Source organism: Vibrio sp. VPAP30 (assembly GCF_001188205.1).
Lineage (GTDB): Bacteria > Pseudomonadota > Gammaproteobacteria > Enterobacterales > Vibrionaceae > Vibrio > Vibrio bivalvicida.
Window position 1 is genome coordinate 1 of sequence record NZ_LBLS01000006.1, and the last position, 26,164, is coordinate 26,164.

Annotated in this window: 23 protein-coding genes and 3 pseudogenes; 11 read left to right on the plus strand and 15 right to left on the minus strand. The window is 42.4% G+C overall.

Features of this window, described 5'->3' with window-relative positions; genetic code table 11:
- Positions 1 to 259: 259 nt before the first annotated feature.
- From ZX61_RS00080 to ZX61_RS00105, 6 genes and pseudogenes are all read right to left on the minus strand, one after another.
- Positions 260 to 907 (minus strand): annotated as a pseudogene (locus ZX61_RS00080) (hypothetical protein); the annotation flags it as partial.
- Positions 908 to 1,130: 223 nt separating this feature from the next.
- The gene (locus ZX61_RS00085; RefSeq protein ID WP_049842716.1) at positions 1,131 to 1,547 is read right to left on the minus strand and encodes a VOC family protein; all 417 of its coding nucleotides are present in this window, start codon (positions 1,545 to 1,547) and stop codon (positions 1,131 to 1,133) included.
- 185 nt (positions 1,548 to 1,732) lie between these two features.
- The gene (locus ZX61_RS00090; protein WP_049842717.1) at positions 1,733 to 2,140 is read right to left on the minus strand and encodes a GFA family protein; all 408 of its coding nucleotides are present in this window, start codon (positions 2,138 to 2,140) and stop codon (positions 1,733 to 1,735) included.
- 60 nt (positions 2,141 to 2,200) lie between these two features.
- Positions 2,201 to 2,818: an HAD family hydrolase gene (locus ZX61_RS00095; protein WP_049842718.1), complete on the minus strand. Its 618-nt coding sequence runs from the start codon at positions 2,816 to 2,818 to the stop codon at positions 2,201 to 2,203.
- A gap of 167 nt (positions 2,819 to 2,985) precedes the next feature.
- Positions 2,986 to 3,633 (minus strand): isochorismatase family protein, encoded by a 648-nt coding sequence (locus tag ZX61_RS00100; RefSeq protein WP_049842719.1) that lies wholly within the window; start codon positions 3,631 to 3,633, stop codon positions 2,986 to 2,988.
- Positions 3,634 to 3,651: 18 nt separating this feature from the next.
- Positions 3,652 to 4,365 (minus strand): NUDIX hydrolase, encoded by a 714-nt coding sequence (locus tag ZX61_RS00105; protein WP_049842720.1) that lies wholly within the window; start codon positions 4,363 to 4,365, stop codon positions 3,652 to 3,654.
- A 257-nt stretch (positions 4,366 to 4,622) separates the two neighbouring features.
- On the opposite strand from ZX61_RS00105, the gene pncB reads away from it, so the two are divergent.
- Complete coding sequence (gene pncB, locus ZX61_RS00110) at positions 4,623 to 5,864, plus strand: nicotinate phosphoribosyltransferase (RefSeq protein ID WP_049842721.1); 1,242 nt, start codon at positions 4,623 to 4,625, stop codon at positions 5,862 to 5,864.
- A 54-nt stretch (positions 5,865 to 5,918) separates the two neighbouring features.
- Here pncB and ZX61_RS00115 read toward each other — a convergent pair whose 3' ends face one another.
- Complete coding sequence (locus ZX61_RS00115) at positions 5,919 to 7,391, minus strand: C69 family dipeptidase (RefSeq protein WP_049842722.1); 1,473 nt, start codon at positions 7,389 to 7,391, stop codon at positions 5,919 to 5,921.
- Positions 7,392 to 7,591: 200 nt separating this feature from the next.
- Complete coding sequence (locus tag ZX61_RS00120) at positions 7,592 to 8,545, minus strand: LysR family transcriptional regulator (RefSeq protein WP_200904202.1); 954 nt, start codon at positions 8,543 to 8,545, stop codon at positions 7,592 to 7,594.
- Positions 8,546 to 8,649: 104 nt separating this feature from the next.
- Here ZX61_RS00120 and ZX61_RS00125 point away from each other — a divergent pair, with 104 nt between their 5' ends.
- Together ZX61_RS00125 and ZX61_RS00130 are read left to right on the plus strand one after the other, a co-directional pair.
- Positions 8,650 to 9,990: an MATE family efflux transporter gene (locus tag ZX61_RS00125; protein WP_049842741.1), complete on the plus strand. Its 1,341-nt coding sequence runs from the start codon at positions 8,650 to 8,652 to the stop codon at positions 9,988 to 9,990.
- 48 nt (positions 9,991 to 10,038) lie between these two features.
- Positions 10,039 to 10,497 carry a hypothetical protein gene (locus ZX61_RS00130; RefSeq protein WP_049842723.1) on the plus strand — a complete coding sequence of 153 codons (459 nt, stop codon included), beginning with the start codon at positions 10,039 to 10,041 and terminating at the stop codon, positions 10,495 to 10,497.
- A 3-nt stretch (positions 10,498 to 10,500) separates the two neighbouring features.
- Here ZX61_RS00130 and ZX61_RS00135 read toward each other — a convergent pair whose 3' ends face one another.
- The 4 genes from ZX61_RS00135 to ZX61_RS00150 all read right to left on the minus strand — a co-directional run bounded on the left by ZX61_RS00135 (position 10,501) and on the right by ZX61_RS00150 (position 15,737).
- Positions 10,501 to 11,253, minus strand: coding sequence for a hypothetical protein (locus tag ZX61_RS00135; protein WP_049842724.1), 753 nt, complete (start codon positions 11,251 to 11,253; stop codon positions 10,501 to 10,503).
- Positions 11,254 to 11,534: 281 nt separating this feature from the next.
- Positions 11,535 to 13,052, minus strand: coding sequence for a winged helix-turn-helix domain-containing protein (locus ZX61_RS00140; protein WP_049842725.1), 1,518 nt, complete (start codon positions 13,050 to 13,052; stop codon positions 11,535 to 11,537).
- A gap of 198 nt (positions 13,053 to 13,250) precedes the next feature.
- Positions 13,251 to 14,270 (minus strand): hypothetical protein, encoded by a 1,020-nt coding sequence (locus ZX61_RS00145; protein ID WP_049842726.1) that lies wholly within the window; start codon positions 14,268 to 14,270, stop codon positions 13,251 to 13,253.
- Positions 14,271 to 15,056: 786 nt separating this feature from the next.
- Positions 15,057 to 15,737: an outer membrane beta-barrel protein gene (locus ZX61_RS00150; protein ID WP_049842727.1), complete on the minus strand. Its 681-nt coding sequence runs from the start codon at positions 15,735 to 15,737 to the stop codon at positions 15,057 to 15,059.
- Positions 15,738 to 16,402: 665 nt separating this feature from the next.
- Here ZX61_RS00150 and ZX61_RS00155 point away from each other — a divergent pair.
- The 5 genes from ZX61_RS00155 to ZX61_RS00175 all read left to right on the plus strand — a co-directional run bounded on the left by ZX61_RS00155 (position 16,403) and on the right by ZX61_RS00175 (position 19,058).
- Positions 16,403 to 16,909, plus strand: a complete 507-nt coding sequence (locus ZX61_RS00155; RefSeq protein ID WP_049842728.1) for a helix-turn-helix domain-containing protein — start codon at positions 16,403 to 16,405, stop codon at positions 16,907 to 16,909.
- A 73-nt stretch (positions 16,910 to 16,982) separates the two neighbouring features.
- Entirely contained in the window at positions 16,983 to 17,216 is a 234-nt protein-coding gene (locus ZX61_RS00160) for a hypothetical protein (RefSeq protein ID WP_150114943.1), read from the plus strand.
- 3 nt (positions 17,217 to 17,219) lie between these two features.
- Positions 17,220 to 17,852 (plus strand): queuosine precursor transporter, encoded by a 633-nt coding sequence (locus ZX61_RS00165; protein WP_049842730.1) that lies wholly within the window; start codon positions 17,220 to 17,222, stop codon positions 17,850 to 17,852.
- Positions 17,830 to 18,555, plus strand: coding sequence for a metallophosphoesterase family protein (locus ZX61_RS00170; protein ID WP_049842731.1), 726 nt, complete (start codon positions 17,830 to 17,832; stop codon positions 18,553 to 18,555). The genes ZX61_RS00165 and ZX61_RS00170 overlap by 23 nt, the downstream gene beginning before the upstream one ends.
- Complete coding sequence (locus ZX61_RS00175; RefSeq protein WP_049842732.1) at positions 18,552 to 19,058, plus strand: DUF2165 family protein; 507 nt, start codon at positions 18,552 to 18,554, stop codon at positions 19,056 to 19,058. The genes ZX61_RS00170 and ZX61_RS00175 overlap by 4 nt, the downstream gene beginning before the upstream one ends.
- Before the next feature lie 77 nt (positions 19,059 to 19,135).
- Here the strand turns inward: ZX61_RS00175 and ZX61_RS23490 are convergent.
- Positions 19,136 to 19,270 (minus strand): annotated as a pseudogene (locus ZX61_RS23490) (hypothetical protein); the annotation flags it as partial.
- Positions 19,271 to 19,429: 159 nt separating this feature from the next.
- Here ZX61_RS23490 and ZX61_RS00180 point away from each other — a divergent pair.
- A complete protein-coding gene (locus tag ZX61_RS00180) occupies positions 19,430 to 20,938 on the plus strand; it encodes a DUF3360 domain-containing protein (protein WP_049842733.1) in 1,509 nt (502 codons plus the stop codon).
- Positions 20,939 to 21,050: 112 nt separating this feature from the next.
- Here ZX61_RS00180 and ZX61_RS24425 read toward each other — a convergent pair.
- A pseudogene (locus ZX61_RS24425) lies at positions 21,051 to 21,146 on the minus strand (alpha/beta fold hydrolase); the annotation flags it as partial.
- A 184-nt stretch (positions 21,147 to 21,330) separates the two neighbouring features.
- Between ZX61_RS24425 and ZX61_RS00185 the strand changes: the two are divergent.
- Positions 21,331 to 23,361 carry a PHP domain-containing protein gene (locus ZX61_RS00185; protein WP_049842734.1) on the plus strand — a complete coding sequence of 677 codons (2,031 nt, stop codon included), beginning with the start codon at positions 21,331 to 21,333 and terminating at the stop codon, positions 23,359 to 23,361.
- Positions 23,336 to 23,635, plus strand: a complete 300-nt coding sequence (locus ZX61_RS00190) for a hypothetical protein (protein ID WP_049842735.1) — start codon at positions 23,336 to 23,338, stop codon at positions 23,633 to 23,635. Before ZX61_RS00185 ends, ZX61_RS00190 begins: the two co-directional genes overlap by 26 nt.
- 116 nt (positions 23,636 to 23,751) lie before the next feature.
- Here the strand turns inward: ZX61_RS00190 and pheT are convergent, their stop codons facing one another.
- On the minus strand, positions 23,752 to 26,157 hold the full coding sequence (gene pheT, locus ZX61_RS00195; RefSeq protein ID WP_049842736.1) for a phenylalanine--tRNA ligase subunit beta: 2,406 nt from the start codon (positions 26,155 to 26,157) through the stop codon (positions 23,752 to 23,754).
- Between the last annotated feature and the right edge of the window lie 7 nt (positions 26,158 to 26,164).

Here is a 26,164-nt window from a genome sequence, read left to right on the forward strand (position 1 = left end):
GAAGCTCTGCAATGAAATTGCACACAAATTAAATACGCGCCCACGCAAAAGACTTGGGTATAGGACACCAACGGAGTATATTCATGCGCATCTGTAGCAAGTGTCGCACTTCAAACTTGATACTAAGCGACTTATGTAAATACTTCTTCGCGAATTCTCTCAGTACCTTCGCGTTATTCTTTAAATCATCAGAGCCACACATTTCGCCATTGAAAGTAGTGTCAGGATTAGAATAAACAGGGATGATATCTCGCTCATACGACATGATTGTGCCGCGCCCAGAGCAAACAGCTCCAAATGCAAACTTTTCACTTTTGGGATACGAACTGATTAGGTACTCGTTGATATCAAAGTTAACCATTTGTTCTTTTAGCGTTTTTATATCGTGCGAAGCGCCGCTCAGATGACCAATTTCATGCTCCATCACATCATCAGGGCAATTTAACGCTATATTAAAAAACAGCGAAGAGCCTGACGCATAACCGCAATTGCTTGATTGAAAGCTGTCATTAAAGTTGGTAAACACAATACCTTTAAAAATAGGAACGCCGTCATTATTGTGCTCTGGAAAGTCACGTTCTAAAGATAATTTTAGAAACCGCTCAGACACATCAATATCCTTAAACCAACTACTATCAATCGTTGGAACATATTCGACATGAGTCACTTTACGAGATATTGGTATACACGAATTCTTTAGGGTCGTATTAGCGAAAGCCGTCCAAGAGTTTATTTTAGCTTGTACAAACTCTTTAGAATATTCTGCTAACACATCATCATTAATGTACAAATGCACTTCGGTTTCTAGCAGAGTGTTGTGATCACACCGTGGAAGTTGCAGCTTGCTATCAGCCATTGCACTCCCATACACGAAAGCGGAAGCTAACAATAAGGTTGGTAATTTCATTTCATTGGACCACGGCTACTGGTGCCCTATTAAGCCCAATAGCATCAAGAGATATAGCGAATGCTCGCCTTAACCATATGAAATAAAATACATTATTGAAATTTATAAAACAAGCACCCAAAAACCACACCATCAATACAAAAGAGTGGGATAAGCATCTTATGACCGAATTCAAAGGAGGGAGATATGGGGGAACTTATTCACCCCACATCCGATGTTTAAACTATCGATGCGCCATAGGGTGGTCTGGGTGTAACTGCAGCAAATCCCAGAGATTGCCGTACAAGTCTTCAAATACAGCAACGGTGCCATATTCTTGCTCCTTGGGTTCTCGAACAAAGTGAATTCCAATCGATTTCATTCGCTCATAATCACGCCAGAAGTCATCGGTGCTTAAAAACAGGAACACGCGCCCACCAGATTGATTACCAATAAAATCATGCTGCTCGGGTTTCGATGCTTTAGCGAGCAATATTGTTGCACCATGTGAATTAGGTGGTGCAACAACAACCCAGCGTTTATCTTGCTCTGGCTGATAGGTGTCTTCAATCAGTTCAAACTGCAGTTTGTTGACATAGAAGTCTATGGCCTCGTCGTAGTCTTTGACTACTAAGGCGATGTGAACGATATTTTGCTTCATTTTTAACCTAATGAATTGTCTTGTTATGGGTGGTTATATTAACCAATTAATAGACTTAGTTAAGAACTCTCGTGCATTTTCTCTGACTATTTCACCGTGGGACATCACGAGAGTTTTTGGGTTCTTTTACCACCCCACAAAAAACCAAGACTGCAAAAAATTTTTGATTAAAAGATCACTGACCGTTAACTTGGAAAGCCATCTACTTTAATGGCTTGCAATCCTTCTCTATGCCAGTCAGCTTGTTCGTTACAAAAAATCTGCGCATCTAACTTTTTCTCAGGCTCTTGATCTAAACTTCCCGCAGGCACAATAAGGAACTTGCTGCTTTGGGTTAAGAACGGCAATGCAGAACCACAATGCGTACAAAATGTTTTTGAGAACGAGCGAGTTGGATGGTCATAACGTTTAACGCTCTCTTCACCGCTTAACCACTTGATGTTATCAGGAGAAGTAAACAGATTTGAAGCATGAGCTGAACCTGTTAACTTTCGACATTGTAGGCAGTGGCAGAAGAAGAACATTTTAAACTCATCTTTAAGTTGAAACGTAACCTTACCGCAGCAGCAACTTCCCTTAATTTCCCTACTCATAGAACACCTCCATATTTATCTTTGTACCTTTGTGCACTGATTCTGCTACATTTTTCACCTTTAGAATTGCAAACCTAGCGCCTTCAATTCGCCTTCTGCCTGTTCAGCCGACAAGAACTGAATCGCGTGCATACCAACGCTTTTAGCACCTTCGACGTTATGCGGCATATCGTCTAGAAAAACACATTGCTCGGCGATGAGCTGATTGCTATTGAGTAAAGAGTGGTAGATCTCAGGTTGGGGTTTTAGCAAACCTAAGTCAGCGGATACGGTTGCGGCATCAAATAACGGCCAAAAGTCGTATTCTGTTTTTAGGAAATCGACAATTTCCACGACATTATCCGTCAAGGCATAAACACCGTAGCCAGCGGCTTTAACCTTCTTAACTAAATCGACAGACCCGTAAAGCTCGATCAGAGACTGCTTAACGTAATAGAACAAGCGGTCACAATCTTGCGGTGTAAAATCTAACTCAAGCTGGTATCGATGCTTGGCTTCAACTTCAGTTAGAGACCCTCGATTGAGATCAAGCCAAATATCACTCATAAAGACTTTCTTTGCCAGCGCTTCGGGCTGTTCAACATTGCCAAATGTCAGCCTCACAATCTCCAGTGGCGCCCAACGTACAATCACATTACCGACATCGAAAACAACATTCTTAATTACTGCGTTCTGCATAAGCCCAACCGACCTTTATGTTTATAGTGAAGTAGATTTCATGAAAGAGGTTAACTCAGTTTTTCTCACAACAAATGGCGAAAACTCACAAAACCTGTCATACAAATACTCAGTTGATACTTATCGCATCTTTGCGATCAAAAACGGAGCGATATTAGCTCCGTTGCTTATTCCAATCCTTTCGCGTCTTCTATCAAGATTACGCCTTTCTCGGCCAACGCATTGGCAACGTTATTCGCATTGTCAGGAAACACGGCTCTGGTTGAGGCAAGATTGAGTATTACCTTAAAACCCGCCTCTACAAGCTGCTCAATCGACTTTTTCACACAAAAATCCAAAGCGAGTCCGCCAACTATAACGGTTTCGATCTGCTTGGCACGTAAGAACTCGATTCCACCAGTAGAAAGGGTATCAGCCTGATCATGATAAAACGCCCCATACGGGTGGGCGTCAGGGTCAATACCTTTGTTGATTTGGAAATCATAGTCTCGAATTTCAGGTAAACCCGGTAGTAATTCCACACCAGGTGTGCCCACTACACAGTGAGGATTCCACTTAATGTCCACCTCAGGAAGGCCAACGGGCTCAAGCATGTTTTCTGGCGTTTCAGCCTCCCATGCTGCGCCAGGTGGATGCATGTCTCGAGAAACCAAACGCACTGAAGCTTTACTGTGATTACGTTTTAGTTCATCAACAATCTCTAAAGCACCCTGTACAGGCAGCTCTTTAGGGCATAATTCGCTAAAGCCTTTCTGCGGGTCAACATCAATCGAGGCCGTTGTTGTTTTATCAATCTTAATCGTCTGAAACTGCATTACTCTCTCCTTGCGTAATCATCGCAGGCAGGTTTGGAAATAGGTTACACACTTTTCACCAAGGCTATACACTTGGGCTGGCTTACCACCTTTACCACGGTTTGTTGAAGCCATTTTATTCGCACTGATAATGACTCCGGTATCAATCAGACGGCGTTTAACCGTCATGCGATTCACCTCTACACCAAATTTTGCGTATGCGGCAATGATGTCTGAAACAAGAAACTCTTTGTCTAAAGCAAACAGTGCGACTGAGGTGTACTCAACCGCCGCTCGTAGCTTTTTCCACGCAAGCTTAATCAAATCGGCATGGTCGAAAGCCAGTTCAACATCATCGTCCAGAATACTATTCAATGGAAACCACCTCAGTTGCTCTTGGCACAAACCACAATTTTCGATTTGCTCTACATTCGCTTGGTTGAGCAACGCATAATGAGCAATGGTGACACTCCAACCCTCCGGGTCACGTTTAGGATTACCTTCAACCATCGGTTGGCTGATGTAATTGGGGTAAGTATGTATTTTTTGGCGACAAATACGCTTACGAGCAGCATCAAAATCTTGGTCAGCTTGCTGCCCTCCCTGATTAGATAAATCCTGCTCAAAGACAAACCCACCAGGTATTGACCATAAGCCATGTTCCGGTCTGTCTGGGTTGTTTCTTTTGATCAGTAAGGTCTCTAACCCTTCATCACCTAACCTAAGGCATATCATGTCAATGGTGACAATCATCGTACGACCCCTAACTCCTTAATTGTTAGATACATTACCACTGCAACATATAAGTTCAACTGGAAAGTAACTATACGTGACTTACCTTACCAAACTCTTACAACCTTTATTTATCAGACCATATAGCTATGCAACAAAAGTAGAATAGACAGATTTTAGTCAAGCAAGCTATAGTTATTAACATAATTTGACAAACCTTGGGCGCTTATTTAAAGTTCAGTGCAACAATAAAGCCCTAAGAAACATAGGATGGCTGAATGACCGCCAAGCTTTTTAACGACAACATCATCCAAAGCGCACTTGATCTCGATGTCTATAAGATCAACATGATGCATGCTGCTCGAAAGTTTTATCCAGATACCCAGGTTCGCTATGAACTTATTGTTCGCTCAAACGAAGATTTATCTGGTTTAAAAAGCGACGTTAAAAGCGAGATTGGCAAACTCGCACAAGTTACATTCAGCCAAGAAGAAATCGCTTACCTTGAGGCGAAAGCCCCTTACCTTGATCCAGACTTTCTCGCTTACTTGAGTGAGTTCAAGTTCAGACCTCTGCAACAAGTCAGCGTTACCACACGTGATGGTCAACTTCGTGTTTCGATTTCAGGGCTTTGGCATGAAACCATTCTCTACGAAACACTCGTTATGAGTATTATCTCTGAAGTGCGTAATAGAACTCGATGGAATGCCATTCCTTATTCGCAGTTTGCCAGTGTGCTGGAAGAAAAAATCACTTATCTCAAGTCTGAATTGAAACGCAGGAATATTACTCATTTCCAGTTCTCAGAGATGGGAAGCCGACGCCGATTTAGCGCGCAAGTGCAGCGTGACTTAGTCAGCTACCTTCACCAGCATGCACCTGAACTGATGAGCGGTACAAGTAACTACCACTTAGCCAAACAATTTGATTTAACGCCAATCGGAACGGTGGCACACGAATGGTTTATGGCTCACCAGCAACTGGTGGAGCCAGCTCAGTCGCAAAAGGTCGCCTTAGACAAGTGGCATCAAGCATTTAATGGCAAGCTCGGCATTGCACTGACAGACACCATAGGTATTGATGCGTTTTTGCAAGACTTCACCTATGAACGTGCAAGTGTCTATGCTGGCGTACGACACGACTCTGGAAGCCCATTTGACTGGGGTGACAAAATGATCGCTCATTATGAGTCACTGGGTATCGATCCAACGTCAAAAGTGCTGATCTTTACCGACGGGCTGGACTTTGAACGCGCGTTGGAAATTAGCGAATACTTTGCAGATCGCGCTAGTATTAGTTTCGGTATCGGTACGTTTCTGGCGAACGACATGGGCGATTGGTCAGATGAAACCAGCCGTTACCAACCGCTGTCGATGGTGGTTAAAATGACAGAGTGCAATGGCGCCGCCGTCGCGAAAATCAGCGATGAACCGGAAAAAGCCATGTGTGAAGACCCGATCTTCCTTGCCGATTTAAGACAAAGCTTTGGCCTTGAGCCCAAGTACGATAAAGCAAGCTAAAAGCCCAGCATAAAAAAACGGAGCATCGCGCTCCGTTTTATGCTTTATAAGAGCTCAAAGGCTCATGATTTTCTTAAACTCTTCTTCGGAGTACTTCTTCTCTGTACTCTTAGTTAAGTCTGTCATCATCTTATATCTAAGCTCAGTTGCCATACTTAACGTGCGTTTAAGCTGTCCGTAGGAGTAATCTGCGGCCATATTTAAGGCTGCCTGTTTGTCGGCTTTGTACATGCCTGTTAGCGTTTTATCTAAATGTTTCACTTGCTTGTAGAGTTGGGTTTCTTCTTCATCCCACGTCGCTTTTAATATCGGCAAATATTTATCTGGATTAGCAGAAGCCAATGCCGTTAAGCTGCGGAACTGCCAATAAGCAGAATCATCACTATAGGTGTCATCACCAACTTGGAAGGCCTTAGGGTATTGTTGCAATGTGGAGTACAGCGGCACTAACACTGACTCTGGCAACACGCCAAAGCTCTGCCATATCACACCTTGAAGCTCATTTGGCATGTCAGGACGTAATTGAATAACGTGCGACTCTAGCTGACGCTCTACCCGAATTGGACGTTTAGCTTTACCTTCAAGCGCCGTTCCATCGTAAGTTGCACTCAAGACTTGTGCGACGTCCTTCACTGATATTTTCTCGTCAGGCTTCATAAACAGCGGATACTGTGCAAGTCGACTTTGTTGGTACTTAGATGGAGTCAACATTTTCTGCCCTAGCCATTCGCGGTCAATATTGTACTCATCCCCTATCACACCGAAAGCTTTGGCAAAGTTGAACGACTTTTTGTCTGCTTTATCGAGAAGCTTATGTTGCTCCACAAACTCAAACATGCCTTTCGAATGCAGAACATCTTTGCTCGCGAGATTCACGCCATGTACGCGCAAGCCATTGGCAATCATCGCATAGCTATCATCCGGCACTTTTACCGCAATCCAATGGTGACCAGAACCAATTTCAAATAACCAAGCTTCGTTGATGTCCGCAATGTAGAGGCTGTTGCCCTCTCCTGCGCCATACGTTTCGATGTATTGACCCAGAAGCTCTACGGCTTGTTTGGCATTTTCAGCCTGAGGAAGAATTAAGGTAGGAATAATCGCTTCGATCACACCATTGTCGATCAGAGGATCTACCTTAGCGACTTTGTCGTTGATTTCTGCACTGGTTGTCGCAGAAATGGCTACATTATGCTCATTGATGCCGCGCTCTTCATAGAACTTCCCATCACTGTCGACGGTTTTCGCATCCCAGTCTGGTATCGCAGAGTAAGCGTAAAAGTGCTTCGGCATAGGGACGACCAAACCATTACCGAGTTTCCAGTCACCTTCTTGGTTGTCTTGTGCTGGTCGATACTCTAGGTATTTGTTCCAGTTGTTGATACCAAAGTCTTCGTTACGCGCAATCATTATACTGCCATCGCTAGAAGCCCCTTTGCCAACGATAAGACCGGTACAGGCAAGCGCATTACCACTTAACGCGACAGCCACTGCAGTTGCTAGAAAGGATACAGACCATGTTTTCATCTTATTAATTCTCCGCATATGGAACGAGATAGAACCGAAATTCACGTCAGTTGTATTTGCAGGGTTGTTATTGTCATTCAATGAGAATGTTTTGACTGAGTGTACTTACCATTGCGTGAGAATTTTCTTCCCCCCGTCACAATAATGATAATTCTAATTAGGAATAATTATTTGAAAAATATGCAGTTTTTGCATAATTCCTAGAGATCAACTTTGACAGTACTCCAACTGAACTTCGAGCATAATTGTTTAAGTTCAGCTACTTCAGATTCTGTTTGCGACACCAACCAATCCAAAATCTCATTGGCAATAGGAGTATGGTTTTTCTGATAGCAATAGTATTGCCAATCACTATGCTGCAAAGCAATGGCTTCAGGACATTTAAGGAACTTTCGTTTGAGTTCAGGTAATACCAATAGCAAATCAGTTACGGTGACACCCTGCCCTGACAGACAGGCACTCAACGCCAGATCTAAGCTGAAAAATACCGTGTCACGACCGAGCTTTTTCCCTTTAAGATCCGCGTTAGCAATCCATAGTTTCCAGTCCTGATGATCCAGCGTGGCATGCAGATGAGGAAGCTTGAGCACATCTTCAATCTGAATACTCTTATCTGACAGCAGTTCGGCATAAACTGGCGCCATGTACTCGGCACGCAAAAAAGTCACACCCTGTTTACCCAGATATCTCTCTTTTTGCCGAGTGTTGATGATTAAGAGATCGCAATCTTCTGATTCGAGTACGGGATCTTCTTCGATTGACGGGATGATCACTATCTCATGCTCAGGGTATCTCTCATTGAGCATAGCGACATTGGGCATCAAAACGCGCGTGGCATAACTCAATGCACTTTTGATCACGATGCGCTTTTTAGCCGGAGCCTTCCATTGAGCGATTAATGACTCCAGGTTATGGAAATTTTGCCTCAATACCTCATACAAGTCTTTCCCATGAGCGGTCAATTCGATACTGCGATGTTTGCGATTTAACAGCGATGCATTCAACTCATCTTCAAGTTGTTTGATCTGCCTACTGACAGCACTTTGCGTAACGTTTAGCTCATCCGCAGCCTTGGTAAAACTCATCAAGCGCGCCACTGCCTCAAACACTTTTAATCCATTGTGCGAATAAGGAAGACTGGAATAAGGGCTCATATAACTCTCGCATGATCTGAACTCATGCCAGAGTGGCATAAATGTCATTTGAACGCCAGTCTGATAACCCTTACCTTTATGTGATAATGATCACGAGGCTCCCAATGAAAAAAATTCTCTCTCTCGCTATACCACTTATTATCTCGCAAATGATCTCTATGGCATTAGTACTTACTGATGTTTGGATGATGTCGCGATTAAGTGTATCTGCTATTGCAGCGGGAGGTTTAGGGGCTTCAATCTACTCATTCGTGTTTATCGTGGCGAGCAGTACAGTGGGCTGCGTCGCGAACTTAATTGCCATTGCCTACGGCCAGAGAATTGCTCGTCCTGAGTTTGGCAACCAACAAATCAGACTGGCCGTTAAAGGGGCGGTACTGCTGTCGGTGATTCTAAGCCTAGTGCTTAGCATCAGCTTCATGTTTGTTCCTCAGTTACTTGCGATCGCGAATCAACCGAGTGAACTCGCTGCGCCTGCAATGCAATATGTCGATACATTGAAATGGGCAATGCTACCTTCTTTGCTCCTTCTCGTGCTGCGAGGGTTAACCAGTGCTTTCGGTAATGTGCGTTCGATTATGGTGATGTCATTACTGACCGTCACGTTAAACGTCCCAATCAGCTACGTACTCGCATTCCCTATGGACTTAGGGCTCACTGGCTTAGGCGCAGGGACAGCTCTTGCTGCATTTATTGTCATGATTGGCTACACCGCATGGGTATTTAAACGCCCAGAGTATGCCTCTTTTGCTCCTTGGCTTAACAAAAATGAATACTCGCTATCTTTGCTGACTCCGTTACTGGCAATGGGATTACCGATCGCTTTGGCTGCATTACTTGAACACGGCCTAATATACGGCGGCACACTCATGGCAGGTACAATCAGTATCGCAGCCTTAGCCTTACATCAGATCCTTCTGCAATGCTTGAGCTTTACGTGGAACATTAACTTTGGTTTTTCTCAAGCCGCCGCCATTCTTGTTGGCCAAGACTTTGGCGCGGAGAACTACGATGGCATTAAGCGTACCGCCCTACGTAGCTTTGGCATTACAACAGTGCTCAGTATCATTCTTGCGGGGGGCTTTATGTTTTGGCCAGAGTTTATCGCAGGAATGTTTAACCTTGATGGTGAACTCACACACTTGTTAGCGATGGTACTTTGGGTTGTTGCGTTGTCATTCATCGTTGACGCATGGCAGTTGTTGGCTATCAACCTACTACGCGGAATGAAGATTGTTATGGGCCCAACCATCATGACAGCGATTGGCTACTGGGTGTTTGGTCTGCCAGCAGCATGGCTGTTAATGCCGCACTTCGAACTAGCGGGCATCTGGGGTGGTATTGGGATAGGTTTAGGAGTTACCGGTGTATTGCTATTAGCCCAACTGCTCATGGCAATCAAGAAGCAGCGCAATACAGATTCTCTTGCTGTAGCAATGGGCTAAGCGTAGACTCTCGCTACCATCATGCACTGTTAAGCGAAACATCAAGTCATGACCGATCTAGACATTGAATTTGAACACATCTACTTGGAAGTGAAAGCAGAACGTTGGCCACAAATAGAGCGCTTTCTGTTTAGCTATTATTGTTATCGAGAAGGCTTCGTCACGAGCAAAAACAAGCCCGATTGGGAAACCGCTCGTGCTAAGGCTCCGCGATCAACTAGTGTTCAAAATATTCAAGACTCTGCACTGGAGCCAGTTGTCCCACCGGCGGTGGTCATTGGCGAAATAAAGCGTTACTGGCGGGATGGAGAGCTAACACCAAACTCCCTAAGGCGTATTCTTGATAGCTTACTTCACTATGCGACCATCTCGAAACAAGAACTCAAAGAGCTTAAAAAAGCTGGCCTGCAAAACGCAATGCCAGCTTGTTGGTATCAGAGTGAGACAAAAGACACACATTCTAGATTGAAAACTATAAATATCTGTCCTCAATTTCCCACCAAATGAGGTTTAGCTCGAACCGTGCGAAAACTGAACTTTCGTGACATCGACCCAGTTTTGAGTGCCAACATAATCATTAGTTGGATCAGTTAGACTTCCAGCAGTCTGTTGACTAAATGTACCGTTACTTGGAACGTAGTCTACACTTGACGGTGATTCAGCGTCAGTGACTACTACATTCACAGGGGTCGAAGGGGTGATGGCTAGAATTTTTTGCTTCATCTCATCCCATTCACTGTTGTTACTTGTAACAGCTAGATCTTTGTTTAGTCTAAAGCCGAGCGACCTTTCAGTGACAACATTGTTCTTCGTAAGTTTGTAAGTTCTAATCCCACCTAAATCACTTGAAAAAAAATTAGTTACGCCAGCACCAAGAATAACACCGCTAGGTTTACGAACACGATACGTAGTGCCTGATTTAGTGTACTCAACGAAAAAGTCAGCACTAGACATCCAGGAACCATATGTTGCTAGACCAGACCCATTTCCAATTAAAAACCGAATATCACCATCGTCATATGAGCCGCTATTGTTAATATCAAACGTAACAGTAACAGTAGATTTACCAATACTATCTGGCCAGTTGTGGTTTAAATATACTTGTACCTCAAACCAGTTCTTCACTGAAGTCACATCGAAATCATTGGTCAAGCTTTCATGTTCATCCACAGGGGTGGGGTCACCAGAGCCTCCACCACCACAACCAATCAACGATAAGCCTAGAGAGCCTAGCAATATAAACTTCTTATTTGTTTTAATCATTATCTGAATAACTTATAAATTATTAAGTAGAATTAAAGTGAATTGGCTTTCTATAAAAGTTATATATACATGTCAATAAATACATACAAATAGACAATGCGAATCACAGATATCTGATTTTAATGACTAAATATTAGGCTGTCATACATACAACAAGCTGGCCTGCAAAACGCAATGCCAGCTTGTTGGTATCAGAGTGAAGACAAGTTTTTTTATGCTCGTTTTCTCACCGTAAACGTTGAGCTTAACGACCTAAAAGCCTGAAGAAAATAAAGCGCCAATTAGTTACTGATTAAGTATTTAGAGGCGTGTTGGCAGTAACCATCAAACACTTCGACCCATGGTTTCACTTTCTCTTCCTTGCCAGCATCGAACGATAATGACAACCATGGAGATAAGCATGATGTGCTCGTCTCTGGCTCTGATAGACGCTTGAATATTTCTTCCGACGGAATCGCAGTGCTGAGTGCTACCATCGACTTTAGATAATGGATTCTAAACTCATCACTTCTTTCACGCTCTAGAGCCATCTTCGATAACAATAGATACAAAAACGCATTTTCTACTTGATCATTTATCAAAGTACGATTGAGGTAGTCATAAGCAGCATCGCTATCACCCAACCTAAAATAGAGCAACCCCAGCCAAATTTTAGTTTCTTCACTATTGTAGCGAAAACTTCTATCAATCAGGTTTATCCACGCATCAAGTGTTTTGTTATCCACTTCGGGGGACGAAATCAGTTGGCGAGATAAGTATCCTACTTCCAAATCATTAATTTTGTTCTTCGCCAAGAGGTATTCAGTCACTTCTTGAGGGCTAAGTTTTAGCATCGGCTGAATACCGTCAACGCTAGTCCGAGTTAAAGCTGGTAAACTAAAATAACCCGCGATGTCATTGCCAACTTTAATCAGCTCATTTGCTAGGTTATTGGTACTCATATCGTATTCAGCTTTGAAAGCCATTTTGTTGCTGTTGGTATAAAGCAACTCAACGATCACGTGCAGCATGTCTTTCTGGGCTAACTCACTCAACCTAATATTCAGTTTGTAATCACTAAATAATGAATGTTTCGCCCCGGGCCAATATCGGTCATCGTCTAATGGTGCGAGAAAATAGGTCGGAGAATCCTGATTGGCGACATCGGTATATGGGTAAGCCACCTGCTGTGCAAGTAATAAAGTTTTAACTTCCTTACGAAACGCAGTCGCACTTTGGCCTTTAGCTATTACTTTATTAAGCAATATTTCAACCACTGGAATAGTGATATTAGCCTGCTGTTGTGGGTCGTCTTCCTGTTCTGACATCCATGGAGGTTTAAATAGCAGCACTCCGATAGATATACATGCGATCAAAACTAAATAGGTGGCATGAAGGCCGAAATTGCTACCCAACTTAGTCTTATGTTCCGGTACATCGGCGTCATCCTCGCCACTTTCTTCGAGCAACAAGATTTTATCAGCACTAAAGTAGTAACCTTTTTTAGGGTAAGTGACCAATAGTTTGCTGATATCTGTTTCAGGTAAGTGTTGTTTGAGCAGTGTTCTCAAGGTGCTGATTCTGTTTGTTAAAACGGTTTTAGAGATGAAGTTGCTCTGCCACACCGCTTCAATGATCTGCTCAGCGGCAACGGGCTCGCCGACACTACTTAAAAGCACTTCTAGAATTTCTATAGTGCGAGGTTCTAGCTTGATTTCGATCCCTTGGTTCTTCAACCGCTTCGAGACGGGATCATAAACAAGGGAGTCGATTAAAATCTGGCGTTGTTGGAGCTTTGCTTCGCTTAAAATATCATGCATCGATGCAATGAGCCTCAAGCAGTCATTCAACCATTCGTAACATCAGAAATGTTTACAAACGACATGACTGTCAATATGTAATTCATTGGAGTGTCAAAAATTATACCAATTACCTTACATATCTCAACTGCATTGCATCTTTGGCAATATCAACGGCTAGTTAAACCATGAAATATCGTAGTTTAGCTAAAAGAGGGGTTAGTTTCGGATAAACAAACCGGCTCCCCCAATTGAGCGATGAGCCTCTATCACCCCTGTGGCGGTGTCTTCCAGATAATCAGCTCCGTGATAAACTGCCATTTGGTCATTGCCGTTACCTTCAACAAAACCAATAATTATCTGATGAGTACCGTTATATGGTTTAAATTTATTACTCGGTTGCAAGTTTAGATACGCTTCACATGCGTTAGCGTCAACCAATTCTGATTCAAAGTACATTACTTGATTATTATAAACAGTGTCTAGTATCGCTGTTTTGGTTTGGCAATGTTCAGTACCACCATCAGAAATAGCCGCCGTTACTTCAAGTTCTCCACTGGCTTTTCGTGTGAACTTATAACTATTGTATGTTTTATCACTAGAATACTCACCAATATGGCTCCATTCTGAGTTAGGCAGCGTATCGATTAGACTAGTAATGCTTTTTGCTTCAATTGGCTGATATAGGATGTCTAAATCAACAACATTAAAATCATTAGATACTAATTTGAATCCTGTTCCGATAGTGTTGAATGAGTAGTCATTAACCGTCATAGCATCTATCTGAGCTTTTTGTGCAGCAGGTAGATCAAACCTCCAATTGCCCCAGAACCAGTTTCCGAACGAATCTTTCATATTCCCGATAAAGCCTTCATCAGATACATTGATGGCGATATATTGAGGTACAGTACTAGAATCATACTCTCCCATAGAGCTCACTAATCGAGTGTGACCACTAGCATCTACGCCCACCATACTGGACCTAAAATCTTGTTCCGAACCTTGGTGAACCCCAAATGCTATACCCATGTATTCAGGTTTACCTACAACGCGTTTTAAATCCGCAGAATCTCCGTTACCCATAGTCGCTATATAAATGCCTTGCGGGTAAACCACTTTTGCTTCGTTACCCTTACCTTCATTGCCTTTAGCATCTGGTGCACTACCACCACCTGAGCCGCCGCCACAACCAACTAATAGAGATGCCATAACTGACACTGCTACTGCTGTTTTTTTCATCATGTTCTACCTTTCAGATTCTAAATATGTTTTTGAAATCTCTGGGGGGGCCTGTAAGCATTGGCGCTGTTTATCGCCCATCCCTGTTTGTTGAGGCCGAATTTATTAGCGATGAGTGGTTAATACAAAAAACGTTTCCAATCGTTATCAAACAATACATACCTTTATGTTTATGCAGTTGTTTTAAAAGGATTTAAACTGATTACTTTTAGTTTTTTTCACACTTAGAAACTGTCATGACCCTATGGAATAAACCATCAAACACATCCCTGTCACCCTCAATAATCTGAATTGAACACAAGAAGAGCATTCACAAGGCAAATGTCTTATAGGCAGTTGCACCTGATCTCGCAACAAGAAGACTGCGCCACAGTGATTGTTAGAAAATAGAGCGAATAAGATCTTATGTTGATTCGGGTATACAGGCACTGCTCTATGGATACATGCGGGTTGGCTTTTCAAGGGGACAGTATCATTTGTGTTGCAGCAGATGATTGCTGATGTAACGACATTCAAGTGAAATAGGTACATGTTTATCTAGAGTCTGCCTTGTTCGAATCGTGGCAGAAACTGTGATACAAGGCTCCACCTTAGTGGGAACTGAGCTTTTTCACCAACCAGAACCTCAGTGAAGTTTTAGATTTGCGGCTAACATGGCCGATCATGGGTTGGAGTCTACTTGTTTCAGAAACTTTGTAGATTTATAACAAACAAAAGCACGGTCATAATGACCGCGCTATTCGCTATAATAGTTTTTTAGTTTTAAGCCAACTGACGTTGTTTTGATTAGAAGCTGTAGGAAGCGTTAATGTAGAACTGAGTAGAGCTATCAAACTTCGCTGTGATTGAGCCACCTTCGTCAGAACCTAGCTTATGTTCATTGCCAAATAGTTGAGTATGACGAAGGCCAACTTCCGCTGTAAAGCTTTCAGTGAAGTTGTAGCCCGTACCCAGGTTTAAGCCCGCTGAAAGTCCGCTTTTCTTGCTCTCAATTGAGCCAGTTTGAGCACCATCTTCAAACTCAGTCAGTTTTAGTTTGCTGTTGTAGTAACCTAACGTACCACCACCAACAACAAACCAATCGTTAGTCAAGAAGTACATGTAATCCGCTCCCAAGCCTAATTGATAGCTGTTGCGTTCTAGATCGTTTTTTTCAACAACACCGTCATCAAGATCGAATTCGCTAAATTCCACTTTGTTATCGGCGTCACGCTGAACATAGCCGTAAACTCGTACGTTTTGGTTTAGATATTGACCTGCCTGTAAACGAATGTAACCCGCAGAATCCATCTCGTTAACCATTTTGCTATAGTCATCCGTTGCTTCTTGATCTAGATTCTGACTAGTCATTGAAGTTGAAAACTTACCTCCACCCAGCTCTAAACCCACATAAGTCTTAGCGAATGTTGCTGGTGATACTAGTAATAACGAAGTGATGGCTGAAGTTAGAACTGTTACTTTTTTCATGGATGTATCTCTTATTAAATCAAAATATGTCTATTTGTACTGCCTTGATAGAACGAGCAGTTACACTCCAGAAGCAAGGCAGGGCCATATTAGGCAACGGGTTACGTTAATGACTACAAACTTAATAAAACACAAGCACACGAAATGTTTATTTTTTATTTAAGGCATTGTTTTAAAATGATTTAATCGTTCTAATTAATTGTGAACAGCTGACACATAGGTGAAATTTTAGTTTCTAGCAGTTGGCGTATAAGGCTTGATTTTAGTGTTTCCGGGAAGTTGCTTTGTAGCGATACTTGGCCTTTGGTCTAAATATTTGAATGAACTTAGCTGTTCAGATCATAGGTTGACTATTTAGTTCCCTGACTTAGGAAACAAAACCTCTGAAAGATATGAGACCTACATACAATCCCTACAAAAAGTGCCCGATATAATCGGGCAAAATTATAGAATAACAAAACACTCGGCAAGAGTAACAACAACCCCTACAAACTAGGTAGAATATTAATTCCTGACATCAGACATAACTAACTCTGGATAAATAATAAAAAAACATTTAGATTTCGGGGTACAATAAAAAAGTACACGTTTCATTTAAATAAATCAAAAAAATTCATTTAAATGAAACGATAAATCAACATAAGTCACATATAGTTGGTAAATAAATGATAAACGAAATAGTAAGACTCATAAAAGAGAGTAAAAAATCTACTGGTGGTATAAAATATCTTGCTCAAGAAATGGGAGTAAAATACAGCACTCTCTATAGCCTTTACTCAGGAAAAAACAGTAACCCTACTATTGACACTGTTGGTAAAATTTGTGACTACTACAATATCACTTTTTCCGACCTTTCTTCGGATACTCATGTTCAGCAATGCTTTGATGCACTAACTGAAAGCCTTATCGAATTATCGAAACATAAGGGCATTGAGGTTTTTATCAAGAACAATGACCTCATTGATAGCCTACCTAAAAGCAGCCAATTGATCTTTGAACAATTCACGCCTCCTCTAAAAAACAAAAATCACTATATTTGCATAACTAAGTCCAATGAGATTGTTTTAAGAAAAGTAATGAAAGACGAGAACCAATTCGTATTCATTTCCACCAACAGAATAATTCATGAGAATGACCGCCCAATAATGCAGCTGAAAAATGTTAAAATTTAATCTATTAAAAATCAGAAAGAAGAAAAGTAAACTCTATTTTATTGATGGATTAGTCGGATTTATTGATAATGAAATGTTCAAACACGCCTACATTGACAAATATGACATTAAAAAACATCAAGAAAGTTACTCTATCTCAGATGAACGAATTCGTTCGGTCAATGCTCGCGAAAAAACGGTTGAGATGGAAATAGCAGATATCCCGGTAACTCTCACGATGAAAAGTCTAATGAAACCTTCAATTCGGCAGCAGCTTAATATCAGCAATGAAAACTTTGTCGCTATCTATCGCCAAATGGAGCAATAACAAATGAACGTACTAGAAAAGTCAACCATGCTTGCGACTCTAGGGCTGCTCTGTTTCCTAACTGCATCAAACATGGCAGCAGCGAAAGCAGTCGAATTCTTTGGTATTCACCTCACCGCAGGCTTTTTTACCTACCCATTTGTTTATCTTTTCTCATCGATTATCATGGCCACACGTTCTCCAGACGTGTACTTCAAGTGTATTACCTTCGCTTACTTTGGTTACTTGTCATTTATAAGCTTGATGTACATCGCGGCAATACTTCCCGGTGTGAATGCAGAGTCGACGTACAACCAGAGCTTTGACTTGATCTATAACCTCAGCAATTACCGAATCTACTTGTCTTCACTATGCGCTTATTTTGTCTCGATGTTTCTGTTTGGTGTGCTTTTCAACTCACTGAAGATTGAAAGCGTTGCGATCAGAATTGTACTGGCAACGCTGATCGTTGCCCTTGCTGACGTCAATCTTTTCCTCATCCTTGCTTTCTGGGGCGTAAAAGAAAGCAGCTTACTAATGAACATTATGTTCTGGGCGAGCATTAAAAAACTGGTCGCACAACTAATTTTGCTGGGACCAACCCTTTTACTTATTAACCTGATCAGGAATAAACATGAGTACTGTGTTTCAAATTAGCGATTGCCATTTGAGCGACGACTCGAGCTTTCAAAACCTAGAGAAAGCACTGAATGTCGCCAATGCTGATAGGGGTTGCGACACGATACTACTAACTGGTGATATCTGTTGTGGACCTAAGTCCGGAGACTATACGAAGCTGCTTGAGTTTGTTTCCAATCACATCAACAGCAAACAAGTTTTTGCGATTGCAGGTAATCATGACGACATCGACTTGATGAAAGACGAGCTCAAAGGATCGTTGATTCAAGTAACAGATCAATGTCAGATTGCCGGGCGCGAATTCATCTTCCTCGACTCAAGCCAGAAGCCTATTAATGCTCAACATCCACTTGGCTCCGGTAGGATAGACAATCGTGGCATCGCTCAGCTGAAAAGGCAAATCCGAAAAAACAAAGACCCGGTAGTGGTTGTGCATCACCCAGTAATTCGTGTCGGATCAGAGTGGATGAAAGCTATCTGCCTTGAGAACGACCAGAAAATATTCCATATCCTTAAGCAAGCTGGTGTAAGAGAGGTTATTTGTGGTCATGGCCATGATCATATCACCTGCACCAAAGAAGGTATCACTCAGTACATGGCACCAGCCACAGCTTATGGGTTTGATCACTCCATTCCCGAATACAATCGAAGTGAACGTATCGGAATGAACAAATTTACTATTTCAAAACAAACAATAACTGTAAATGAGGTTGTGCTATGAGATTAAGCTTGGTTCTCGATATTTCGAAAGCCGTTGTCGCGATGTATGTTGGGGTATTCTGCGTACTGGTCAGCTATAACAATGTGATTGACTACAATACAAACTTTCAATTTGTACAACACGTATTGGCGATGGACCAAATGAAGGCATTTTTTACCGGTGGTAACCTGTACGGACGTGCGATTACCTCCTCAACACTTCACACTGTATTTTACAATCTGATCATCGCACTTGAATTTCTCGCGGGCGCTTTATGCGTAATCGGCGCTGTGATTATGTTCTTCAAACGTGAAGCGGCCGGGTTCTCCAAAGGCCAGGCTTTTTATGTATCTGGTGTAACAGTCGCTTTAGGTGTGTGGTATTTCGGTTTTGGCGTGGTTGGCGCTGAGTGGTTCTCGATGTGGGCAAACTCATGGAACGGCCAGATGAAGGCATACACTTTCGCTATGTTTATCATTCTGACGTTGATTTATGTCCTGATGCCAAGACCAAGTAACGATTAATTTCGCACTAGTAGCCATAAAAAACCTGCCGCTTTCATATGAAGTTGGCAGGTTTTTTACTATCTAGTCAGAGGTGATTAGTCGCGTAACGACGCACCGAACTTCTCAGATACGTGAGCAACGATAGCGTCTACCGCGCCAGCGATGTCTGCATCTTCAAGTGTGCGTTCTACAGATTGCAGCGTTAGCGCGATTGCTAAGCTCTTCTTACCTTATTATCTAGCCTCTTCATACTTTCAGGCTAACTCTACGACTAATGTCTAACTAACTGAGACTATTTGTTTTTTTGAGATTGGTTTAAGGTACTAACAACTTAAATGATTACGTTTGTTGGAACAACACACCTCAGAGTGTGAACGAAAGGAATCAAAATGAGCAGTACTTTAGAGTCCGAACATATAAGAACAGATAAGCCTCAAGCCAATGAGGATGAACTCACTTATGAACAACAACACAAACCAAGCTCTGAATTTGAGTCCCGAGAGCAGTATCTAGAGCACGAATTGCAAATCATGTCGCCTAAACGCTGGCGTCCAAACTTGCCGTTTAAAGATTACCGATTTGAGATTGAAGACACCATCCCAGCAATGGCGGCGACCATTGGTAAAGTGGTAATGGTGGGTGCTATTGCAGCAACCTTTGCCGGAGCTCTAGGGCTAAACGAAGGGTTTATTCTAGAAAATGTTCGTTATGAATTACTTATCGCTTCAGTTTTCATTATTCTTTTCTCTGGCTTTCTATTGCCGACCGCTAACCTCGCAGGTACACACGGCCCTCTCATCCCTTTAATTCCGATTGTTGTTGCCGCTGGCGGACACCCGATGGCCTTTGGCTTGCTGATTGGCGCGTTTGGCTTATTGTTGGCCATCAGTAAAGGTGGCAGCATGTTGGCTAATCTCACCAGTAAAGGTGTGTGTGGCGGCTTATTGCTCTACCTAGGCTTTGTTGGGACCGTTTCTCAAGTCAAAAAGCTATTCGCTTGGGCAGAAGGAATTGGTATGAGCCACATCGCTTTCGTCGTGATCTTTTGTACCATTATCTTGTACGCGTTATTGGAACATTTCCGTAAGCGTTGGCTAGCAGTGCCTCTTAGCTGCTTGCTGGGTGGCACGTTAGCTTTTGCGATGGGCGCACCGTTTTCTTTCCAAACCGAACCTGGTTTACCTAACATGAACCCTATGTATTGGTGGGGGGAGAATACAGGTTGGATGCTTGGCCTGCCGACAATTGAACACTTCATGGTGGTGTTACCTTTTGCTATTTTAGCCGTGGCTATGTGGTCGCCAGACTTCTTAGGACATCAGGTCTTTCAAAAAATCAGCTACCCAAAACGTACCGAAAAAGTACACATGAACATTGACGACACCATGACCACGGCGTCTATTCGTCAAACGTTTGGTTCTTTGCTTGGTGGTACTAACTTTACCTCTTCATGGGGGACTTACATCGTGCCAGCCGCAATTGCTAAACGCCCTATTCCTGCGGGTGCTTTGCTGACGGCTCTGTTTTGCATCATCGCCGCAATTTGGGGTTACCCGATGGATTTAGCTATCTGGCAACCTGTGCTTTGTGTTGCGCTAATCGTTGGTGTATTCGTCCCATTGCTAGAAGCTGGCATGGAGATGACGCGTGAAGGGAAAACCACTCAATCAGCCGCAATCGTTGTGTTTTCATCAGCGCTAGTAAACCCTGCATTTGGTTGGTCGCTCACTATGCTGTTAGACAACTTAGGCTTAGTAGGTTGTAAAGAACGTAGCGGTGAACTGAGTAAAATGAGCCGCTGGGTGTTGCCAGGCATTATGTTTGTGGTGCTAACCAGTGTGATGGCGTTAGTTGGGCTTCTGCCAGGGATACCTGCGATTATTCCAAGCTTTCGCTAACCGTTAGGTACGGGTTGAAGCCAATGGGTATTTAACCTCTCGGCTATACCTGTAAAAACTAAGGCCTCGCAATTGCGAGGCCTTTGATTTCTATCAGACGGTTACAACCGCCCTACTTCACTGACTTAACCGCTTTCATCAACGTTATGTTGAACTGCTGTGGTTGCTCAAGCATTGGGAAGTAGCCGAAGTCTTCAATGTAATAGATGACTACAATTCCTCTGATATCAGGATGACTTGACACAAATCAAAACATTGACTCATACGCATCAAAGTTAATACACAGGATATTCAACTAATTGCTATTATGAGCAACATTTAATAAAGAAAGACGATAACGTGATAGTAAGTTATTTAGTTCATTATCTAGTTCCCAGCATGCGGAGTTAAACGTGAAAAAAATTGATCTCCACTTACATACAATCCCTACGATTAGCGATGCCAATTTTACATTCTCATTGTCCAAATTATGTGAGTATGTTTCTACAGCCAACTTGGATGCGATAGCTATAACAAACCATGACATGTTCGACTTAGAACAGTTTTATGAGATTGATAATGCGGTAGATTGCGCAGTATTTCCAGGAATAGAAATTAACCTCGACAATGGTCATATTCTTCTTATATCAGAAAAGCAAGATTTGGAGGATTTCCAACTTAGAACTTTGGAGGTAACAAAAAAAGTCAGGAATATTGGTGACTCTATATCTACAAATGAACTGCATGAAATCTTTGGTGACCTTAGTAAGTATTTGATAATCCCTCACTATGATAAAAAACCATCTTTATCAAAGAGAAGCCTTAATTGTCTTAGTGATTACATCACTGCTGGAGAGGTGGATAGTCCTAAAAAATTTATTCGTCTATGTAAAGATGACTCCGAATTGACACCAGTGCTTTTCAGTGATGTCAGGTTGAAAGACAGTCTTCGTACCTTCCCTCCACGTCAAACATATATCGATTGTGGTGAGGTTTCGTTAAAATCAATTAAGAGCAGTTTGAGAGACAAGACAAAAGTTTCATTATCAGAAACCGATGGAAATAGACTTTTTCAAGTCTTTGATGATGGCTTGCATTTGTCAACTGGCCTTAACATCATTTTAGGCTCACGTTCTTCAGGTAAAACAGTTACCTTAAACCGAATTAACCAAGAGTGTGAGAATGTGAAATATATACCCCAGTTTTCTCTCGTTCAGCGGGATGACGCTAGCTATGATAGAGAGTTTAATCAGGGGCTCGCTCGTGAAAAAAGTAACTTCTCAGATAAGTACCTGACTGCCTTTAAAGGTGTACTAGATGATGTCATTGATATAGACCTCGCTCAAAATAGACGAAAAGTATCTGAATACCTAGACAGCTTGATGAAACTAGCGGACGATGCTGGAAAGCGTGATTCGTTTTCAAAATCATTACTCTTTAATGAAAGTCTTTTTGATGTAAATGATGACAAAGTTCTTTATGACCTCATTAACTCAACTCGACTACTCATTGACAACACCGAATATAGAACTGTCATCGATAAACATGTCGACCTCATTGGTCTGAGAGCACTTCTTTGTAACCTGATAGAAATCTTTTGGAAAAAAAACTTAGATAGGAAAAAGAGAAGCGCAGTTAACGATATAGTAAGAGACGTCAAAAATAAGCTACAACTTCGTTCATCATCCATACAAATTAAAGATGTCGATTTATATAGTGTAATCTCAGAACATCAAAAAGTTAGTAAGTTCAATGAGATAACAAAGCTATTACAAACAGAAAAAGTTATACAGAAAGAGCATATTCAAAATTTTACAGTTGTATGTAAGCAACGTCCTTTTTCTGGTGCTGGTGAAGTAAAAAGTACTAGTGGCGTAAAAACAGCTTTTAAAGATGCATTTGATCAATATTCATCACCATATAAATACTTACTAGAGTTAAAAAACAATGAGGCTTTAACGCCATCTGAGTTTTATAAATACTTCACATGTATAGAATATGAAATTTTGAACAAAGATGGTTTTACGGTTTCAGGAGGGGAACGTTCCGAGTTCAGGTTACTTCAAGAAATTAAAGACGCAAAAAACTTCGACTATTTATTGATAGACGAGCCCGAATCATCTTTCGATAACATATTCTTAAAGAGTGAGGTAAACCAAATTCTAAAAGAGCTTTCTAAATCAATGCCTGTTGTCGTCGTTACCCATAATAACACTGTTGGTGCATCAATAAATGCTGATTATGTAATCTATACGTCTAAAGAAGTTGAGGATGGCGAAATCATCTATCGCAGATATTCAGGTCATCCATCAAATGTACATTTGACTTCTGTTGATGGAAAAATAATAAATAATTTCGATATAACAATGAATTCTCTAGAAGCTGGTGAGAACTCTTATAATGAACGAAGAGGCGGATATGCAAGCATTAAAGATAGAAAATAACCAAGGTTATTACTTAACACAAAATGGCGACTATGAACCTGTTGATAAACTCGATAAGACAGCCCTACTTCATTTGGTAAACCTATCTCTGGAAGATGACTTTTCAATAGAGGATTATGACGAGGAAAAGATTCGAAACCAAGCTCATGCAATTATTTATAAAAGTGTAAGCGAAAAATTGCTAGATCTATTTGGAAAACGTCAGCAATTTAAAGATGAATCGGAAGGCCTTTACAGAGAAGAGTATGAGAAATACCGTACTGAGAGTCTATAGACACGTTTGAAAATTAAAATACAAACATTCGCCTAGTTAAATAACGCTATAGTATTGTTAACACAAAAAGGCCTCGCAATTGCGAGGCCTTTGGGTTTCTATCTAATCAGAAGTGGTTAGTCGCGTAGCGATGCACCAAACTTGTCAGATACGTGAGCAACGATAGCGTCAACCGCACCAGCGATGTCTGCATCTTCAAGCGTACGCTCTACAGATTGTAGTGTTAGCGCGATAGCTAGGCTCTTCTTACCTTCTTCAACGCCTTTACCAACGTAAACGTCGAATAGTTTCGCATCTTTCAGGAACTCACCACCTTGCTCTAGACACGCTGCAACGATGTCGCCAGAAGCGACTGCTTCGTCAACAACTACCGCGATGTCACGACGGTTTGATGGGAACTTAGAAAGCTGAACTGCTTCAGGGATCACTTTCGTGCTGATTGCAGACCATTCAACTTCGAACACGATAGTACGGCCGTTTAGACCAAACTTACGCTCTAGTTCTGGGTGAACCGTACCAATCACACCTACCTGCTTGCCATCAACAATGATTGCTGCAGATTGACCTGGGTGAAGTGCTGGGTTCGCTGCTTTATCTTCAGCAGAAAGCGCAGCAAAAGAGTATGCGTTTTCGTTTGCTGTTAGCTCAAGAACCGCTTCTAGGTCGCCTTTCAGATCAAAGAAATCAACTGTGTTGGTTTCGATGTCCCAGTGCTCTTCGCTGCGAGTACCTGCGATAACACCTGCAAGCATGGGCTCTTGGCGCATACCGTTTTCAGCAGACTCACATGGGATGAAACGTAGGCCGTATTCGAATAGACGAACGCGTGGCTGTTGACGCTTCTGGTTGTGAACCACAGTGTTTAGTAGACCTTGGATTAGGCCTAGACGCATTGCTGACATATCTGCAGAGATTGGGAATGGCAGGATTAGCGGCTCAACACCTGGAACAACAAGCTTTTGCTGCTCTGGCTCTACGAAGCTGTAAGTGATCGCTTCTTGGTAACCACGGTCAACAAGTAGGTTACGGACGCGTTTTAGCGGAATGTTCGCTTCAACGTGGTCGTGCATCTTAAGTGCTGCCGCTGGGTTTTGGTTAGGGATGTTATCGTAACCGTAGATGCGACCTACTTCTTCAATTAGGTCTTGCTCGATAGCAATATCAAAACGCCATGTCGGTGCAGTAGCCGTCCAACCTGTTTCAGCAGTTTCTACCGTTAGACCTAAACGCTCTAGGATCTCAACAACATCGCTGTCTGCAATGTGGTGACCTAGTAGGTTGTCTAATTTAGAGCGGCGAAGCGCTACTGTATTTGGTGTTGGTAGGTCAGTTTCTGACTCAACCACCACAACAGGTGCGACTTCACCACCACAGATTTCAACTAGAAGATCTGTTGCACGCTCCATTGCATTCACTTGTAGTGCGTAATCGACACCACGCTCAAAGCGCATTGAAGAATCTGTGTGTAGACCGTAGCTACGAGCGCGACCACGGATGTGGTCTGGAGCGAAGAACGCACACTCAAGTAGCACGTCTTTAGTTTCAGTCGTTACACCAGACTCTTCACCACCGAAGATACCTGCGATAGCAAGTGCTTTATTGTGGTCTGCGACCACTAGAGTATCTGCGTTTAGCTCTGCTTCGTTGCCATCTAGAAGTGTAAGCTTCTCGCCCTGCTCTGCCATACGTACAACAATACCACCTTCGATCTTAGCAAGATCAAATGCGTGCATTGGCTGGCCTTGTTCTAGAAGAACGTAGTTGGTGATGTCTACTACTGGGTCGATAGAGCGGATACCACAGCGGCGCAGTTTCTCTTGCATCCAAAGTGGCGTTTCAGCTTGAACGTTTACGTTTTTAACCACACGGCCAAGGTAACGTGGACACGCAGCTGTCGCTTTCACTTCGATAGAAACAGTGTCATCAATCGCTGGTGCTACAGGGTTAACTGCTGGCTCAGTTACGTCAGCGCGGTTAAGAACGCCAACTTCACGCGCCATACCGCGGATGCTGAAACAGTCAGCGCGGTTAGCTGTTAGGTCTACGTCTACTGTTACGTCGTCAAGACCTAGGAATTCGCGGAAATCAGTGCCGATTACTGCGTCTTCCGCTAGCTCCATGATACCATCAGATTCTACGTCAATACCTAGCTCAGAGAATGAACACAGCATGCCGTGTGATGGTTGACCACGTAGTTTTGCTTTTTTGATTTTGAAATCGCCTGGTAGTACAGCACCAACGGTTGCGACAGCAACTTTGATACCTAGGCGACAGTTAGATGCGCCACAAACGATGTCTAGAAGTTCTTCAGCGCCAACATCTACTTTAGTTACACGTAGTTTGTCAGCGTCTGGGTGTTGACCACACTCAACCACTTTACCTACCTTAACGCCAGTGAAAGAACCAGCAACAGGTAGTACGTCGTCTACTTCTAGACCCGCCATTGTGATTTGGTGTGTAAGTTCGTCAGTCGATACCGCAGGGTTTACCCACTCACGAAGCCAAGATTCGCTAAATTTCATAGTGATG

Coding starts and splice junctions, on each gene's coding strand:
- ZX61_RS00085 (WP_049842716.1), bottom strand. CDS start 1,547: ATGAAGCAAAATATCGTTCACATCGCCTTAGTAGTCAAAGACTACGAC.
- ZX61_RS00090 (WP_049842717.1), bottom strand. CDS start 2,140: ATGAGTAGGGAAATTAAGGGAAGTTGCTGCTGCGGTAAGGTTACGTTT.
- ZX61_RS00095 (WP_049842718.1), bottom strand. CDS start 2,818: ATGCAGAACGCAGTAATTAAGAATGTTGTTTTCGATGTCGGTAATGTG.
- ZX61_RS00100 (WP_049842719.1), bottom strand. CDS start 3,633: ATGCAGTTTCAGACGATTAAGATTGATAAAACAACAACGGCCTCGATT.
- ZX61_RS00105 (WP_049842720.1), bottom strand. CDS start 4,365: ATGATTGTCACCATTGACATGATATGCCTTAGGTTAGGTGATGAAGGG.
- pncB (WP_049842721.1), top strand. CDS start 4,623: ATGACCGCCAAGCTTTTTAACGACAACATCATCCAAAGCGCACTTGAT.
- ZX61_RS00115 (WP_049842722.1), bottom strand. CDS start 7,391: ATGAAAACATGGTCTGTATCCTTTCTAGCAACTGCAGTGGCTGTCGCG.
- ZX61_RS00120 (WP_200904202.1), bottom strand. CDS start 8,545: ATGAGCCCTTATTCCAGTCTTCCTTATTCGCACAATGGATTAAAAGTG.
- ZX61_RS00125 (WP_049842741.1), top strand. CDS start 8,650: ATGAAAAAAATTCTCTCTCTCGCTATACCACTTATTATCTCGCAAATG.
- ZX61_RS00130 (WP_049842723.1), top strand. CDS start 10,039: ATGACCGATCTAGACATTGAATTTGAACACATCTACTTGGAAGTGAAA.
- ZX61_RS00135 (WP_049842724.1), bottom strand. CDS start 11,253: ATGATTAAAACAAATAAGAAGTTTATATTGCTAGGCTCTCTAGGCTTA.
- ZX61_RS00140 (WP_049842725.1), bottom strand. CDS start 13,052: ATGCATGATATTTTAAGCGAAGCAAAGCTCCAACAACGCCAGATTTTA.
- ZX61_RS00145 (WP_049842726.1), bottom strand. CDS start 14,270: ATGAAAAAAACAGCAGTAGCAGTGTCAGTTATGGCATCTCTATTAGTT.
- ZX61_RS00150 (WP_049842727.1), bottom strand. CDS start 15,737: ATGAAAAAAGTAACAGTTCTAACTTCAGCCATCACTTCGTTATTACTA.
- ZX61_RS00155 (WP_049842728.1), top strand. CDS start 16,403: ATGATAAACGAAATAGTAAGACTCATAAAAGAGAGTAAAAAATCTACT.
- ZX61_RS00160 (WP_150114943.1), top strand. CDS start 16,983: ATGTTCAAACACGCCTACATTGACAAATATGACATTAAAAAACATCAA.
- ZX61_RS00165 (WP_049842730.1), top strand. CDS start 17,220: ATGAACGTACTAGAAAAGTCAACCATGCTTGCGACTCTAGGGCTGCTC.
- ZX61_RS00170 (WP_049842731.1), top strand. CDS start 17,830: ATGAGTACTGTGTTTCAAATTAGCGATTGCCATTTGAGCGACGACTCG.
- ZX61_RS00175 (WP_049842732.1), top strand. CDS start 18,552: ATGAGATTAAGCTTGGTTCTCGATATTTCGAAAGCCGTTGTCGCGATG.
- ZX61_RS00180 (WP_049842733.1), top strand. CDS start 19,430: ATGAGCAGTACTTTAGAGTCCGAACATATAAGAACAGATAAGCCTCAA.
- ZX61_RS00190 (WP_049842735.1), top strand. CDS start 23,336: ATGCAAGCATTAAAGATAGAAAATAACCAAGGTTATTACTTAACACAA.
- pheT (WP_049842736.1), bottom strand. CDS start 26,157: ATGAAATTTAGCGAATCTTGGCTTCGTGAGTGGGTAAACCCTGCGGTA.